This is a genomic window from Bacillus sp. T-10(2022) (assembly GCF_056502895.1).
In genome coordinates, this window is record NZ_CP113518.1 from 750,453 (window position 1) to 767,669 (window position 17,217).

Genomic DNA, 17,217 nt, shown 5'->3' on the forward strand with positions numbered 1-17,217 from the left:
GAATCGTTCATTGGATGAATGTGCGCAATTGGCTGATGAAGTTCAAGATTTGAAAATGGATTTTGGCCATTTCTTCCGCCGTTTGTTCTTCACAGTTCTCTAGCCACTCCTGTATCACCCCTAAAATCGCCGATGTAAGGAAGGCGTGCATATACATGCGGAATGCTTCTTCTTTAGCTGCTGGATGCAGGCTGATCAAACGCTCCAACAGTACTTCACCGAAAACTCGCTTTATTTTTTTCGCAAAAGAAGGATCGCCCTGATCACCAAGAATGGCCCTTAATGCGTGAGCATGTTCACTGATGAATTGAAAAATCGCTATGAAAGGCGGGTAAAGTTGTTGTTGATGAAGAGCCAAAAAAGCCTCTTTCGGCAAAATGGCAGTAATGCGGGTTTGAAGTTCATGTAACAATTCTTGCTGTAAGTGATCCATCAATTCATATTTATCTGTGTAATGCAAATAGAATGTGCCCCGATTAATGTTGGCTCGCTCTGCAATTTTCTTCACTGATACATGTGAGAACCCCTCTGCTTCAATGAGTGCAATAAAATGATGTTGTATCTGCTTTTTCGTCTTTTGTACCATATCCTCATGAATCGATGCCATGGAATGTCTCCTTCACTAAACATTTTTCCAAATGTGTTGATTGTATTAGACCGACTGCTGCCTTAGAATGATGATACACTCAACACCGTGTTAATTAAAGAGGGAGGATGTGTGTGAATGAAAAATGCGATTTCCATTGAAGGAATGGCTAAGGGTTTTCAGCAGAAGAAGGTCATTCAGCCATTGAGCCTGAATATAGAAAAAAGCGGAATTTTTGGCTTATTAGGTCCATCCGGATGCGGAAAGACGACTTTGATTAAAATGATTGTCGGATTGATTAAGCCCGATGCGGGTAAAGTCACGGTTCTGGATCATGAAGTGCCAAATGAAGCATTGTTAATGGATGTCGGCTATATGGCACAGTCCGATGCTTTATATACAGAACTGACGGGAGCTGAAAACCTCGAATTTTTTGCGAAGCTATACCGTTTTTCGAAAAAGGAACGAAGGGAACGCATTCAATATGCAGCTGAAATCGTACAGTTGACGAATGATTTGAACGTACGGGTTGCCCATTATTCAGGGGGAATGAAACGCCGTCTGTCACTTGCGGTTGCACTCATCCAAAATCCGGAGATTCTCATTTTGGATGAACCGACAGTAGGAATAGACCCTTTGCTGAAACAATCGATTTGGCAGGAACTTGAGCGTTTAAGAAATGAAGATGATAAGACGATCATCATCACGACGCATGTGATGGATGAAGCGGAACGATGCGATAAACTGGCGATGCTGCGTGAAGGTGAAATCATCGCGGCAGGAACCCCTGCAGCTTTAAAAGCAAAATTTGCCGTAGAAACGCTAGATGATGTTTTTTTAAGGATTGGAGGCAGCATGAAATGAGAATTGCCTCTCTTGTTACTCGTATTACCCAGCAGATGCGCCGGGATCGAAGGACGCTCGCTTTATTTTTCCTGGCTCCATTGCTCATTTTAACGCTCATGTATTTTATTTTCGATACAGAAGCAAGTGATTTGAAAATCGTTGTTACAGGCAGTGATGAAACGATCGTTAAAGCATTGAAAAAAGCGGATTTTCAAGTAACGGCTGCTAAGGAATTCTCACAGGAAAAGATGATTGAAAATGATACGGATGGCTGGCTGCATGTTGAAAATGGCAAAATGAAACTCACACTATTGAACGACGAACCGACCCGTGCAAAGGCCGTTCAAATGCAAATGATGCAAGGCTTGCAAGGGAATGAAAAAAACACACCTTCCATTAAGGAGCAATATGTTTACGGAGATGCCAACACGAAGGGTTTTGATACCTTCAGTCCGATGCTCGTCAGCTTTTTTGTTTTCTTCTTTGTATTTTTAATAGCGGGGATTGCGCTTTTGAAAGAACGTACAAGTGGTACGTTGGAACGGCTGCTTGCCACCCCGATTAAAAGATACGAAATCGTAGCGGGCTATGTGATCGGATATGGCTTATTTGCTCTCGTTCAAACCATAATTGTCGTACTATATGCTGTCAATGTGTTGGACATCGTCCTTGTTGGCTCCATTTGGCTCGTTTTACTGACGAATATACTGGTCGCGCTCGTTGCATTATCGCTCGGTACATTACTATCGAGTTTCGCGACTTCTGAATTCCAAATGGTACAATTCATTCCGCTGGTCATCGTGCCGCAAGTCTTCTTTACAGGGATTTTCCCATTGGATGGCATGTCAGACTGGCTCCAAAAAATCGGCAAGATCATGCCTCTCTATTACGCATCGGATGCCATGAACGGCATTATGTACAAAGGCTTCACGTTCAATGAGGTCTTACTGGATCTGCTCATTCTCCTGACCTTTGCCATCGTTTTTATCACCATCAATATCATTAGTTTAAAAAAATACCGTGCACTATAACTCTTTAAAAAAAGCCGGATTCCTGGAACATGAGGAACCGGCTTTTTTGTTTTCCTGGACATACTTTTGAGTTGAAAAGGATATAGATACTTATACCTTTTTGATCATGACCTTTTCATTGTTATAATCTGATTCGCCATTGAATGCAAAGCCGAATTTCCTATACAAATGAAGGGCAGCCTGATTATCTTCGACTATGCTTAAATAGATTTCAGGACAATCATATTCTTCTATTATTCTTTTTATTAATGCCTCCAACATGATGCTTCCAAGCCCAAAACCCTGATGTGCAGCGTCAATGAAAAAGCGGTCTAACCACACTCTGCCATTTTCGCCTTCCCCAGGGAAAAATCCATACATCGCAAAGCCGACCAAGATATCATCATAATAGAGCCCAACTGGCCTGTAATATTTACATTCCTTAGCGTCTTTTAAACATTGTTCAGTCGTTTCGATGTAAGCCTTTTGCTTTTCGTATATTCGCAATTTCAAAATATCCGTCACATTTTCGTTCGAGACTTCATTTATAGTGGTCTTCATCATTTATTTTCCTTCCTCATTTCGCACCTGGTTATCCGCTTTGTTATCATGATATATTAATACCCTAAGGTATATGGTTACCATATAGTCAAGAGGAGAGATCGTAATGCCCGATGGAAATGTAGGCAAATATTTTACTACTGGCGAATTCGCCAAATTATGCAATGTAAAAAAACAAACGCTCATTCATTATGATGAGATTGGGCTTCTTACTCCCGATTTAAAAAACGAAAAGGGCTATCGGTATTACTCTTATCAACAATTTGAAGTTTTTTCGGTCATCACGCTTTTAAAAGAATTCAATATGCCTTTGAAAGAGATCAAATGGTTTCTTACTAACAGGTCACCTATGGAACTAATTGAACTTTTCAAAGAAAAGACCATAGAATTAGAAAAAAAGATAAAGAACCTTCACAGAGTGCAGAAGATCATTGAAACGAAAATATCCCTCACTGAAAAAGCAATTTGTATGGATGACTCTCAAATCACCTTGAAACTTCAGGAGGAAGAACAGCTCTTCCTTAGTGAATCCATCCTGAACTCTTCTGATGCGGAATTCTTAAAATCTACATCTGACTTCATTGATTTCTGTAATGAGAATGAATTTTATACAGGATTCCCTATCGGTGCCATGATTAGTAAAGAAAACATCATCAATGGGAATCATGATGACTATTCATTTTTGTACACGAAAGTCATGGAAAAGCACCCAGCCCACACTTTCTATTCAAAACCTAAGGGACTCTATGTTGTTGCCTATCATAAAGGAAGTTATAAAAATATCTCCGAAACGTACGAAAGAATATTACAATTCATGGAGAGTGAAAACTTGAACCTCAAATCGTTTGCGTACGAAGAATACATCTTGGATGAAGTCGCGGTAAAGGGGTATGAAAATTACCTGACGCAAATCATGGTTGAAGTGGAATGAGATTGGGGGGATTTCACATAGTTCGGGCGAGGACTAAAACATGCGAATGAATCATTCCAAGCAATGCCCTTAGCCTTGAAAAAGCTTATCCTTGACGGTTTTCTAATGACAGGTTAATGCAGTTTGTTGACGGGTTGTTAAAGTTGTCCTAGGATATAAGGATATGAATTGATTTGGTAATAAATAGAAGGGGGAGTTATATATCTCTAAAATCGGTCATGCTTTCCCTTTTACTGTCGCAAGCAATGTTTTTGTGCGGTTTGCCTTTTTTTCTTCAGCTTCTATTATATTTGAATCCTTTGGTGATCATGGTTGTCTGGTTTTGTATACTTCTTTTCGTTTCGTTTGCGGTTCTTTATTTTCGAGGTGAAACGATCAGAATTCCGCGCCTTTTAGGGCAGGCAGTATTGTTTGGCTACAGTTTATCGTTATTGGTTTTGCTGTTCTTTCGACCGGAGGGGCAGGTATATTCGTATAATTTGATTCCTTTTTCTACGATTCTTTCATATTTATCGAATGAAATGAATGGGCTTGTATCATTTTATAACCTTAGCGCAAATGTGGGGCTGTTCATTCCATTCGGGCTGTATTTGTTGTCCGGGGAAGGGAAAGAGCTCTCCGCTAAAAGGAAATTTCTATTTCTATATCCATTACTTTCGATTTCAGTCATCGAAATCTGTCAGTTTGTTTTTCGGCGCGGAAGTTTGGATGTTGATGACCTGATCCTGAATATGATTGGTGTTTATCTCGGGTACATTCTGTATCCTTTGTTCAAGAAAGTCGTAGTGTTCCATTCTGGAAAAGTAAAAAGATGAGAGGCAGTACAAATAGGTTAAATGAAAGGGTGTATTTCCATGTATAGCACGTTAGAAGAATTATCGAGCCATCCGGTGTTTCATTATTTTGCAGCGATTTCCAAAATCCCGAGAGGATCGGCTAATGAAAAAGCGATCAGTGACTATCTGGTTCGCTTCGCTAAGGATAGGAACCTGGAGGTGATCCAGGATGAGGCGCTGAATGTGATTATCAAAAAGCCTGCCACAATTGGATATGAGAATGCACCTACAGTCATTATCCAGGGGCATATGGATATGGTTTGCGAAAAGAACAAGGGAACGCTTCATGATTTTGAGAAAGATCCGCTTCAATTAAGGGTTGTCGGAGACATGTTGTATGCAACGGATACAACATTGGGGGCGGATAATGGAATTGCTGTTGCTTATGCTTTGGCATTATTGGATGCCGATGATATTCCGCATCCCTCTCTTGAAATAGTGATAACGACTGAAGAAGAAACGACAATGAACGGTGCACTTGCCGTGGATCCGGCTCACTTCAAGGGGAAAATGATGATCAATATCGATTCGGAGGAAGATGGAAAGCTGCTGGTCAGCTCTGCTGGAGGAATACGCGTGCGGCAGGTCCTGCCAATCGGATGGGAAACGGCTTCCATTGTTGATGCTGTATCTTATAACATCAGGATTAAAGGGTTGAAGGGCGGGCACTCCGGTATGTCCATCCATAAGGAAAGAGGGAACTCCAATAAACTTTTGGGCAGAGTATTACATGAATTAACGACAGACTTCCCTTGCTGCATACAGCAAATCAACGGGGGCTTGAAAGGGAATGCAATCCCTCGTGAAGCGGATGCCACTGTACTGATTTCTGTTAAAGATGTTCAGAAGATAACGGAGAGACTCCAGAAATGGGAGAATACTTTTAAAAATGAACTGCAATCTTCCGACCCTGAGATATCGATTAGGTTTGAAAAGATCGAAACGATTTCTTCAAACGTTTTTTCCAAAGAGACGGTGACTAAAGCCGTTGCCTCCTTACTGGTAATCCCGCATGGCGTTCAAGCAATGAGCATGGGAATAGAAGGATTAGTCGAAAGTTCGACGAATCTAGGGGTCGTTACAACAAATGAAGCGGAAATGATATTCGAAAGTGAAATCAGGAGTTCGGTCAAAAGCATCAAATATAATATGGTCACGCAGGCAAAGGCGATAGCTGACATGCTTGGGTGCAAGCTATTGGTTGACGCGGATTATCCGGAATGGCCCTATAATCCTGATTCGAAACTCAAGAAATTATTTGAAGAGACATACAAAGAAAAATATCAGGAAGATATTGAAATCATCGCTGTGCATGCAGGGATCGAGTGTGGGGTATTCATAGATAAGATACCAGGGTTGGATACTGTTTCATTAGGGCCGGATATGTTTTCCGTACATACACCTGAAGAACACTTAAGCATCCCTTCGACCATAAACAACTGGGAATATTTTGTTTACACACTAAAGCGGATGAAGAATCTATAAACAACTGCATGTTTGGGGAACAATTGAAATTCAATAGATTTGGAGATATCCTATCGTTCAACGATAGGATGTCTTTTTTTCGTTGAAAAAAGGAACAGCCCGAGGATATGGAACATGATCAATTCCATGAGCCTAGTTAAAAATATAATTGAAGTTATATTAATTTTAGAAAGAGTAAGAAAGAGCCATTAAAGAGAACCAGTCTATCAAAGGTAGATATTATCCTGTTTTGTTGACTTGATATTCAAGTGAAAAAAGCGTTTACAATTATATGTAAACGCTTTATAATTCATTTGTACCTATAAATTCATACCAATGAATTTAATGTATACTTATCAATATGAATTAAAAATGCCAGAATTCCCTTTAATTAAGGATGGAAGTTATTAATGAAGAGTGGCTTTTAAATTCAGAACATTCTGTTTTTTATTCAATCATCTTCTAAATAATTAGATTAGCAGAAACATATTTCATATCTTTCTTTAAAGGGGGTGACATACATCTTCATTTCGTTTTGAGATTTACCTGGATCAGAAGCAAAAAGTAATCTAAATCAAATAATGGAGGAGAAAAATGAGAAAAACCATTTCGATAATAATTTTGTGTATTTTTACCATTACTTTGTTCGTCGGGAATATACCAGGAACAGTCAAGGCAAAGCAAGCAGGGAAACCATTATACATGAATGAGAAGGCACCTGATGAAGAAAGAGTCAAAGATTTGTTAAAACGAATGACAATCGATGAAAAGGTCGGTCAGATGATACAGGCTGAGCGAGCCTCAGTAACCCCAAATGATGTAAAGGAATATAAATTAGGTTCGGTATTAAGCGGGGGAGGTTCTTTTCCGGATGGAAAGGAGGAAAACAGCACCCGTGAAAAGTGGTCAAACTTAGTGGATTCATATCAATCCGGGGCTGTTTCTACCCGATTGGGCATTCCACTATTATATGGAGCAGATGCTGTCCACGGTCATAATAACGTAAAAGGCGCTACCATTTTCCCGCATAATATTGGTTTAGGTGCCACTAGGAATACAGAATTAATAGAGAAAATTGGATATGCTGCCGCATCAGAAATCAAATCTACAGGCGTGAATTGGACGTTTGCCCCGACAATGGCAAATGTCCAAAACATCCGATGGGGAAGAACGTATGAAGGGTTTGGAGAAAACTCAAAACTTGTTGCCACCATGGGTGCAGCCTATATTGACGGGCTTCAAGGCAAAAACCTTAAGAAAACGGAAAATGTTCTAGCTACCGCTAAACATTTCATTGGTGAAGGATATACAAAAGGCGGAGTCAATCAAGGTGATGTGACTGAGTATACAGAAGAAGAGATACTTAAGAATGACAGGAAGATATATGAGGAGGCTATCGAATCAGGAGCCAGAACGGTGATGGCTTCTTTTCATAGTATCGAAGGGTTGAAAATGCATGCGAACAAACGGCTGCTTACCGATGTATTGAAGAAGGATATGGGCTTTACGGGATTTGTCATTTCTGATTGGTATGGGATACAGCAAATCACGAAGGATCAAAATGGGAATGCGGTTTCCGGGTTAAAGCAGCAGATTGACGTGGCAGTGAATGCTGGGGTCGATATGTTGATGCAGCCTGAAAACTGGAAAGAGACACTTAAACTTACAAAAGAACTGGTGAATGAAGGTGAAATTTCAGAAAAAAGGCTAGATGATGCCGTTACACGGATTCTTCGGGTCAAGTTTGAGTCTGGTGTTTTTGAAAAACCAATGACAGATCCAAAGTTGGCTAAGTCATTTGGGTCTGAAAAGAACAGGGAAATAGCGCGTCAATCCGTCAGTGAATCTCTAGTCCTATTAAAAAATGATAAAGTGAATGGTAAACCGATTCTTTCTCAATTAAAGAAAATGGACAAAATATTTGTGGCAGGCAGAAGCGCTGATGATATCGGAAAGCAGTCGGGTGGCTGGACGATATCATGGCAAGGGAAATCAGGTGATACGACTGAAGGTACGACTATTCTAGAAGGATTAAAAGAAGTTGGTGGAAAACAAAAGAAAATCACTTATAACAAACATGGAAGAGGAGCAAAAGGAAATGATGCTGCTATCGTTGTTGTAGGTGAAGAACCATATGCAGAAACTGATGGTGATGCCACTGATCTTCATTTAAATCGGATGGATCTATTAACATTGGAGAATGTCCGCAAGGCAGATCCGAATATTCCGATCGTTGTCGTATTAGTATCTGGCCGGCCGATGATCATTACGGATGAAATGAAGGATTGGTCAGGTCTGGTTGCAGCGTGGCTTCCTGGTACTGAGGGTGCAGGAGTTGCTGATGTCTTGCTCGGTGTTGAGGAATTTTCAGGTAAATTGCCAGTCAGTTGGCCTTTCTATTTGGAAGCCTATGGAAATAGGGAGGACAAAAAGGATTATTTTATGTTTAATTATGGATATGGTCTGACGAAGAAGCAGGCTACGCCAAAGCTGCCTGAAAAACCAGAGCTCCCTGAAAAGTCTGGCTTAAAAGTACCAGGGAAAATTGAAGCAGAGGATTTTGCCGCCCAATACGGATTGCAAACGGAAAATTCATCTGAAGGGTCATTAAATATGGGGTATGCGGATGGAAGAGATTGGTTGGAGTACGAAATAAATGTAGAACAGGATGGCCTTTATCAAGCCGATTTTCGTTATGCGGCGAATCTAAGTGGTCAAACCGGGATTAATATCGTTAGCGAAGAAAAGAAGCTGCTTGGTAAGTTACGAGTCGGATCCACTGGGGGATGGCAAAATTGGGACACATCTACAGTTGACGGCGTCATCTTGAAGAAGGGTAAACAAAAGATCAAATTTGAATATATCGAGGGATCATTGAACTTAAACTGGTTCGAATTCAAGCGGGTTGGCAATATTCCGGCAATACCTCCTCCGACTGAGGATGTACCCGCAGAAGTGATTAAGGCAAAGGCAGTTGAATCATGGATTACGAATGAACGGGAACCAAGTGATGTTGCTTGGTACTTTGATTCCAGGTATCAACGAGGTGATAAGAAGTTGTCTAAGCAGGAAAAAATGGATATCACCAAACCGGATGCATCAAATCTTACTACCATAAACATTGATCCGACCAAACAATACCAAAGCATATTGGGGATCGGTTCTTCAATGGATGAGTCGACCGTTCATAATTTGACGAAAATGTCTTCTGATAAGAGACAGGAAGTTCTCGATAAATTGATAGATCCGAATAAAGGCATAGGAATGAGCCTTATTCGAACAACGATAGGCACATCTGACTTCACGGCACAGAAATTTTATACGTATGACGACATGCCGCCAGGGAAAACGGATGTTAATCTGAAGCATTTTTCAATCCAAAAGGATATCGATTATAAGATTATTGAAACGTTAAAACAAATTAAGGAAATTAATCCGAATGTTACATTCTTTGCCTCACCATGGAGTCCTCCAGGCTGGATGAAAACGTCTGACAGCATGATCAAAGGACAGGTGAAAGACGAATACCTGCCAATCCTGGCCAAATATTATTTGAAATACTTTCAAGCATATAAGAAACAGGGAATCGATATAAGTGCAATGACCTTGCAAAATGAACCGATGCTGGAGATTGAGTACCCGAGTACCAATATGCCTTACAGTCAGGCAGCGGAATTAGCGACACTCCTAAGAAAAGAGCTCGATAACAACGGTTTCAAGCATGTAAAACTTTGGGGATTTGATCATAACCCAAGTGATACAGGAACATACGCGGAACAATTGTTAAAAGATAAGGGAGCATATGATGCTTTAGATGGTACGGCTTTCCACGATTACGGCGGATCCTTGTCTGAAATGACTAGATTACACAACTTATTTCCAGAGAAAAACGTGTATTTAACGGAGCGTGCAGTTTGGGGAACGTATGGTGCGGATCGAATTGCACAATATATGAGAAACTGGGCGAGGAGTTATAATTCCTGGGTGGTCATGCTGGATAGCGACATTCAAACGCATCAATGGGTGGGTCAGCCGGATCCTACACTATTGATTCAAGATTCAGCTGATAGGGATAATTACTGGTTGACTCCGGAATATTATTTAACTGGGCATTTCTCCAAGTTTGTTAAGCCAGGGTTCATCCGTGTTGAAAGTGATTATGGTTCTTCGGATACGGTTACAAATGTAACATTCTTAAGTCCTGACCAAAAGACACTTGTATCTATAGTTATCAATCAATCCTATGAACCTCAAAAATTCAAGTTCATTAGCGAGGATGAACAAATCAAGGGTGAGCTGCCGGCCAAATCCGTGGCTACTTACCAATGGCAAAGATAATGAACACCAAAATTGAAGGAAGGGGCCAATCAAAAAGATTGGCTTCTTTTGTTGCTGAATAAAAACGCATGAAATTATTTGAATAGATGGAATATAAGCGTTTACATTTATGAGTGTACGTTTTATACTATATTCATACCAATGAATTTGTACCAATAAATATAAATCATTCTTATGAAATGGAGGGGTATTTTAGATGCCTTATACTTCTGAAGAAGATGTACAGATGATCATATTTGGCTTGATTGCTGGAGCGGGAGATGCCAAATCCAACTTTTATCAAGCGATTTCCCTTGTGCGGGACCATAAATATGAAGAAGCAGAGGATTTGATACATCAAGGGGAAACAGCCTTACTAGAAGCACATAAAGCCCAAACTAGATTAATAACAAATGAGGCAAATGGAAACAAAACGGATATTGGCATCTTAATGATTCATGCTCAGGATCATTTAATGAATGCCATTCTAGTGAAAGAACTATTAAACAATCTAATTTCGATGCAAAAAGATATAAATGCATTAAAAGAAAAATTGGAGGGAAATGACAATGGTTAAAATCGGTTTGTTCTGTTCGGCAGGAATGTCAACAAGTATGTTAGTGACAAAAATGAAAAAAGAAGTTCAAGCAAATAGTTTGGAAGTAGAAATCAATGCATATCCAGAATCTGAATTGGAACAGATCGCAGATTCAATTGATGTGGCTCTATTAGGACCCCAAGTTAAGTTCCTTCTGTCTAAAGCAAAAGCCGTTTGCGAACCGAAATCGGTTCCTGTCGAGGTGATAAATACAATGGACTATGGCATGATGAACGGCAAGAAGGTTTTAGAAACAGCATTGAATCTAGTGAAAAAGCAATAGTGGGAGGTACAACATGAAATTTCCAAAAGACTTTTTATTCGGAGCTGCATCTGCATCATATCAAGTGGAGGGTGCCTGGAATGAAGATGGAAAAGGGCTGAGTAATTGGGACGTCTTTTCAAAGATTCCAGGTAAAACATTCGAAAATACAAATGGTGATGTAGCGATTGATCATTACCATAGATATAAAGAAGATATAAAACTAATGGCAGAAATGGGATTGGAGTCTTATAGATTTTCAGTTTCCTGGGCGCGCATCATCCCGGACGGTGACGGTGAAATAAACGAAAAAGGAATCGGATTTTACAATAATGTCATAGACGAATGTTTGAAATATGGAATCGTCCCGTTCGTTACACTATACCATTGGGATTTACCACAAAGTTTAGAAGCGGACGGGGGCTGGGTGAATAAAAGAACGATACGGGCATTCGCTAAATACGCCGAGGTTTGTTTCAGGGCTTTCGGTGACAGGGTGAAACATTGGATCACTTTTAATGAAACCGTTGTATTCTGCACATTAGGATATTTGAATGGAGCCCATCCACCAGGCCTTGTAAACGATCAAAAAAAATACTTTCAAGCTACTCATAATGTATTCGTGGCTCATGCTGAAGCCGTTCAAATCTATAAAAGCTTAAAGTACTACGGAGAAATTGGCATAACACATGTTTTTAACCCTGCTTTTAGCATTGATGGCAAAGAAGAAAATATTTTTGCCTCGATGCATGCGAATCACTATCAAACATTTTGGTATTATGATCCGATTTTAAAAGGGGAATATCCAAGTTATGTAGTGGATGCCTTAAAGGAAAAAGGCCTGACACCTGATTGGACAGAAGCAGAGTTGACTTTGTTGAAGGATACGGCTGATTACAATGATTTCATGGGCTTGAATTATTATCAGCCAGCAAGGGTGGCCAAAATTGATGGAGCGATTGAAAGCACGAAAATTGATCGTGATAAGTCGACCGGGAAACCTGGCAACCCATCATTCGACGGTGTATACAGAACGGTCATGATGGAGGATAAAGTATATACAAAATGGGGCTGGGAAATTTCTTCCGAGGGCTTCTTGGATGGCTTAAGGATGCTGAAGGAACGTTATGGCGATGTAAAACTTTATATCACTGAAAATGGTCTGGGCGACGAAGATCCGATCATAGATGGTGAAATTGTCGATGTCCCAAGAATCAAGTATATTGAGGAGCATTTAAAAGTGATTAAAAGTGCAATAAGTGAAGGAATTAACTTAAAAGGCTATTATGCTTGGTCAGTCATTGACTTATTAAGCTGGTTAAACGGCTATAAAAAACAATATGGTTTTATTTATGTGGATCATAAAAATAATTTGGAAAGAAAGAAGAAGTTATCGTTCCATTGGTATAAGCACATTATTGAAACAAGAGGAGAAGAGCTGTAACGCTTTCAGACATCATGAAAAAGACTGACCTAATCCATTTCCAGGATAAGGTCAGTCTTACTTAGTAAGTATCATTCACTTTTGACTAGGAGGGGTAGTTATGTCGCGTATTGAAAAACTATTCGAGAAAATGATGCCTGCATTCATGAAATTTTCAAATGCAAAAGCAACCGTAGCACTTAAGGATGGTTTCGTACTTACGATGCCGTTGACACTTATTGGCTCCATTTTCTTATTAATAGCAAATCTGCCGATCAAGAATTGGAATAAAATCATGGCTAATTTATTTGGTGCAGATTGGATGGTGCCATTGAATCAAGTTACAGGAGCCACCTTTGACATTCTTGCTCTCATAGCCGTTTTTGGAATCGCTTACTCCTATGTGAAAGCAAGCAATATTGAAGCCGTTCCAGCAGGGATAATCGGTATCATTTCATTTTTGATTCTCAGCAATTCATTTGTTGAAAGTCCTTCTGGGGAAGTGGTTGGCGGAGTCATTCCTAAAGCCTGGACAGGCGGACAAGGGATGATAACATCCATATTGGTAGGGTTGGCTGTCGGTGCGATTTACACATGGTTCATCAAAAAAAATATCAGGATCAAAATGCCGGAAAGCGTGCCATCTGGTGTTTCAAATGCCTTCTCGGCATTAGTTCCTGGATTTGTGATCATGTTATTATCGATGTTCATTTTCCTCATTTGTGATAAGATTCAAGGCGTATCAATGACTGAAATCATTTATAAAGTATTACAGATCCCCATGCAAAATCTATCAGATACATTACCTGGAATCATCATTATCATGGCACTAATATCCATTTTCTGGTGGTTTGGATTACACGGTCCGAATATCGTGATGGGAATCATGGCACCTATTTTAACTTCAAATGCCTTGGCGAATCAAGCTGTCATAGATGCCGGTAACACGCTGGCCGTAGGCGGAAATGCAAAAATCGTTACGGTTCAGCTAGTGGATATTTACGCGAAATTCGGTGGTGCGGGCATAACATTAGGTTTAATTGCAGCAGCGCTGCTTGTCGCTAAATCACAGCAAGTGAATCAGTTATCTAAAATGTCCCTGGTTCCAGGTTTATTCAATATTAATGAACCAATCATTTTCGGGCTTCCCATCATATTTAACCCTTTAATGATCGTTCCATTTGTTTTGGTTCCTGTCATTGCCGTATTGATGACGTATTTTTCAATTATTTTAGGGTTTATCCATCCATTTACAGCGGTACAGGTCCCGTGGACAACCCCGCCAATCATTTCAGGCTTTTTATTATCGGGATGGCAAGGGGCAGTCGTCCAACTAGCTATATTGGGTATGGCTACCGTGGTATATTTCCCATTCGTTAAAATGCTTGATAAAGTAGCACTGGAACAAGAAACCCCAATTGAAAAAGTTAGTTGATTTAAAAAGAAACAGTGGTTTCTTTACAATCGTTATGAAATAAACTATTGTAAAGAAAACCTCTCTTTTAGTCTAAACTATTGTTCGAAAACGTTCGAAATCATTATGTATAGAGGAAGGTATATGGAAATATGGGTGTAAAGTATAGAATGGTCGTAGAACAAATGGAGAAAGAAATATTAGATGGAAAATATACATTAAATACTAAGTTACCTACTGAAGAAGAGTTGATGAAGAAGTTCGATGTCAGCAGGAATACCATAAGAAAAGCAATCAATATATTGGTTGAACAGGGTTATATATATCAAGTTCAAGGTAGCGGCATATTCCTAAGGGAATTTTCCAGACCCGGCTGTATTTCTATGAAGGATATGAATGGCTTAACCAAAGAGTTTGCAAAGGATGAAATGACAAGTAAAGTGCTGAAGTTGGAATTAATAGAAGCTGATGAAAAATTGGCCGAACAAATGAAATGTAATGTGAATACCAAAATCTATAACCTCAAACGGGTTAGGTACTTAAATGGTGAACCCATTGTAATAGAAGAGTCCTTTTTCAATAAAGACATCATTCCCATTTTAAATAAAGAAATTGCAAATGGTTCCATTTATGAATATATAGTCGAGGATTTAAAGTTGAATATTGGTTTTGCAGATAAAATCATTTCGTGTGAGAAACTAAATGACGATGATGCAAAGCTTTTGGACTTGCAACCAGGAGATCCGACTTTAATTGTTGAAAATACGGTCTTCTTAAAAGCGGGAGTCGTTTTCGATTTTTCAATTGAGAAATATAATTATACTTCCGCCAAATTATTAACATTGACCACGAATTAATGGGCTTTCGGGATCTGAATGGAAGAGTCGAAACAAAAAAAGAGCGACTGCATTTCTTAGCAATTGCTCTTTTTTTTTATTTCTCGTTCTATAATGATTTTCAGCTGTGGAAATAGGGAGCTCAAAATGCTTCACGTTTTTGCAATAGGTCTAAGAAGATTCTAAAATAAATTAAGCATGAAAGTCAGGAAGATAAAAGTTTGGGTTGCTCCCTGGTATTTCGCATAGTTTGCTGCGCCTACCTCTGCAAATTCCCCAGCAATGACCACCAGCTTCGCGTGTAACATCTCTTTGTCGTACTGATAGATATGGATCCAGCTTCTACACGGTCACCGTTATAGGTACGGTTTTGGCAATGTCCCTGTCTTTGGTGGATTTGTTTAACTTTTTTCCTCTACTGAAATCACTCTCTTGTTTTTCTTAGATAAAGAATCCTGGCTCATAATGGGAAACAAAAATTATAAACAATAAGAGCGAAAAAACTAAGGATTCTGGAATGTTGAACTCAAAAAAACATATTAGGACTATTTAGGGAATAAAATGAATGGAATATTTTGAAGGAAAGTGGGGCAGTGCATGTGAAAATCCATGTGGTGAATAGGGGGGATTCGTTGTGGGGAATTTCCCAGCAATATGGTGTCAGTACCAACCGAATTGTTCGGATCAATGGCCTTGAAAATCCAGATAAGCTAGTGATTGGTCTAGCACTTTTGATTCCTGAACCTTATCTTCGATACAGGGTTCAGCAAGGGGATACTCTAAATAAAATCGCAAATAAGTTTGGAATTACGGTACAGGAAATCATGCAATCGAATCGCATCACAAATCCTTCTGCTATCTATCCAGGGCAGAGACTAACCATCCCGGTTATTTATCATACCGTAAGGGAACGAGATACCCTTTATGATATAGCAAGACGTTATGGAACGACAGTTCAAGCCATAATGCAGATGAACCGGATTACAGATCCGTCCAATATTTATATCGGACAGATAATAAGGATTCCCCAGAAACCAAAACCCATCATTGATGTAAATGGTTTTACAAACGTTTACGGGCAAGCCGGTGCGGAACAGGTACGTGAAGTGGCCTACGATTTGACCTACGTAAGTCCATTTGGTTATAGAATGAGGCAAGATGGCAGCTTAGAAGCCATAGATGACACCCCGACGATACGGGCGGCACAGTCAACTGGCGTAATACCCATGATGTGCATAACGAATTTTTCCGCGACGGAAGCGGGAACTCAGCTTGCACATACGATACTTTCCGATTTAAGTTTAGTGGAAAAATTATTAACGAACGTCATAAAAACGATGAAAGATAAAGGGTACCGTGGGTTGAATATCGATTTTGAAAGTGTAGCACCAGATGACCGTGATTTCTATAATCGCTTTCTCCAAAGAGCAGTGGATCGATTGCATCCTGAGGGCTACTTTGTGTCATCCTCCCTTGCCCCAAAAACTAGTGCCAATCAAAAGGGACCATTAGTTGAGGCACATGATTATCCAGTTCACGGACGGCTGCTAGACTTCGTGGTGCTGATGACATATGAATGGGGTTACCGAAAAGGGCCGCCACAGGCAATCTCTCCCATTAATGAAATAAAGCGTGTCCTTGACTATGCCGTAACGGCTATACCAACAAATAAAATCTTCATAGGATTTCAAATTTATGCACGGGACTGGCTTATTCCTCATGAAGAGGGGCAGGAAGCAGAGACTTTCGACATGCAGGAAGCCATCAGACGCGCCGTCCAATATAATGTAGAAATAAAATATGACGAGACAGCCCAATCACCTTATTATAGGTACAAAGATAATCAGGGACGCACACATGAAGTTTGGTTTGAGGACGCACGCAGTGCTAAAGCCAAATTCGACCTGGTGAAGATTTACAGGTCAAGGGGTCTCAGTTATTGGGTACTTGGTTATCCTTTTCCCCAGAATTGGGAACTGCTTGGGGATACATTTATTGTAAGGAAACGGTAGGGTGTTTTGTTACAGCAAGGTGGATGGGCAGCTTTTTTTATAAAGCTGTCTATTTTAGTGAAAACCCTTTAGGTTTCGAAATGGACTACAAGAATTCCGGATTTTTATAACAACGTTAACA

14 protein-coding genes are annotated in these 17,217 nt (G+C 39.9%); 12 read left to right on the forward strand and 2 right to left on the reverse strand.

Translation table 11 applies throughout. From position 1 onward, the window contains the following. Window positions 1-7: 7 nt before the first annotated feature. The gene (locus OSJ91_RS03595; RefSeq protein WP_350301238.1) at window positions 8-607 is read right to left on the reverse strand and encodes a TetR/AcrR family transcriptional regulator; all 600 of its coding nucleotides are present in this window, start codon (window positions 605-607) and stop codon (window positions 8-10) included. 117 nt (window positions 608-724) lie between these two features. Between OSJ91_RS03595 and OSJ91_RS03600 the strand changes: the two genes are divergently transcribed. Next, a complete protein-coding gene (locus OSJ91_RS03600; RefSeq protein WP_413015454.1) occupies window positions 725-1,450 on the forward strand; it encodes an ABC transporter ATP-binding protein in 726 nt (241 codons plus the stop codon). Further along, entirely contained in the window at window positions 1,447-2,463 is a 1,017-nt protein-coding gene (locus tag OSJ91_RS03605; protein WP_485891005.1) for an ABC transporter permease, read from the forward strand. Before OSJ91_RS03600 ends, OSJ91_RS03605 begins: the two co-directional genes overlap by 4 nt. A 90-nt stretch (window positions 2,464-2,553) precedes the next feature. Here the strand turns inward: OSJ91_RS03605 and OSJ91_RS03610 are convergent, their stop codons facing one another. Continuing rightward, window positions 2,554-3,003: a GNAT family N-acetyltransferase gene (locus OSJ91_RS03610; RefSeq protein WP_485891841.1), complete on the reverse strand. Its 450-nt coding sequence runs from the start codon at window positions 3,001-3,003 to the stop codon at window positions 2,554-2,556. 106 nt (window positions 3,004-3,109) lie between these two features. Between OSJ91_RS03610 and OSJ91_RS03615 the strand changes: the two genes are divergently transcribed. From OSJ91_RS03615 to OSJ91_RS03660, 10 genes are all read left to right on the forward strand, one after another. Continuing rightward, the gene (locus OSJ91_RS03615) at window positions 3,110-3,934 is read left to right on the forward strand and encodes a MerR family transcriptional regulator (RefSeq protein ID WP_485891006.1); all 825 of its coding nucleotides are present in this window, start codon (window positions 3,110-3,112) and stop codon (window positions 3,932-3,934) included. Between the two features lie 173 nt (window positions 3,935-4,107). Next, window positions 4,108-4,749: a VanZ family protein gene (locus OSJ91_RS03620; RefSeq protein WP_485891007.1), complete on the forward strand. Its 642-nt coding sequence runs from the start codon at window positions 4,108-4,110 to the stop codon at window positions 4,747-4,749. Between the two features lie 39 nt (window positions 4,750-4,788). Then, window positions 4,789-6,255 carry an aminoacyl-histidine dipeptidase gene (locus tag OSJ91_RS03625; protein WP_485891008.1) on the forward strand — a complete coding sequence of 489 codons (1,467 nt, stop codon included), beginning with the start codon at window positions 4,789-4,791 and terminating at the stop codon, window positions 6,253-6,255. Between the two features lie 573 nt (window positions 6,256-6,828). Beyond that, window positions 6,829-10,572: a glycoside hydrolase family 3 N-terminal domain-containing protein gene (locus OSJ91_RS03630; RefSeq protein WP_485891009.1), complete on the forward strand. Its 3,744-nt coding sequence runs from the start codon at window positions 6,829-6,831 to the stop codon at window positions 10,570-10,572. Window positions 10,573-10,768: 196 nt separating this feature from the next. Next, window positions 10,769-11,128 carry a PTS lactose/cellobiose transporter subunit IIA gene (locus OSJ91_RS03635; protein ID WP_350301245.1) on the forward strand — a complete coding sequence of 120 codons (360 nt, stop codon included), beginning with the start codon at window positions 10,769-10,771 and terminating at the stop codon, window positions 11,126-11,128. Continuing rightward, complete coding sequence (locus OSJ91_RS03640; protein ID WP_350301246.1) at window positions 11,121-11,432, forward strand: PTS sugar transporter subunit IIB; 312 nt, start codon at window positions 11,121-11,123, stop codon at window positions 11,430-11,432. Before OSJ91_RS03635 ends, OSJ91_RS03640 begins: the two co-directional genes overlap by 8 nt. Window positions 11,433-11,445: 13 nt before the next feature. Then, entirely contained in the window at window positions 11,446-12,855 is a 1,410-nt protein-coding gene (locus OSJ91_RS03645) for a glycoside hydrolase family 1 protein (RefSeq protein ID WP_413015470.1), read from the forward strand. 100 nt (window positions 12,856-12,955) lie between these two features. After that, on the forward strand, window positions 12,956-14,269 hold the full coding sequence (locus OSJ91_RS03650) for a PTS sugar transporter subunit IIC (RefSeq protein WP_413015472.1): 1,314 nt from the start codon (window positions 12,956-12,958) through the stop codon (window positions 14,267-14,269). A 131-nt stretch (window positions 14,270-14,400) separates the two neighbouring features. Then, window positions 14,401-15,105 (forward strand): GntR family transcriptional regulator, encoded by a 705-nt coding sequence (locus OSJ91_RS03655; protein ID WP_350301249.1) that lies wholly within the window; start codon window positions 14,401-14,403, stop codon window positions 15,103-15,105. Between the two features lie 578 nt (window positions 15,106-15,683). Then, window positions 15,684-17,096, forward strand: coding sequence for a glycoside hydrolase family 18 protein (locus OSJ91_RS03660; RefSeq protein WP_485891010.1), 1,413 nt, complete (start codon window positions 15,684-15,686; stop codon window positions 17,094-17,096). Window positions 17,097-17,217: the final 121 nt, after the last annotated feature.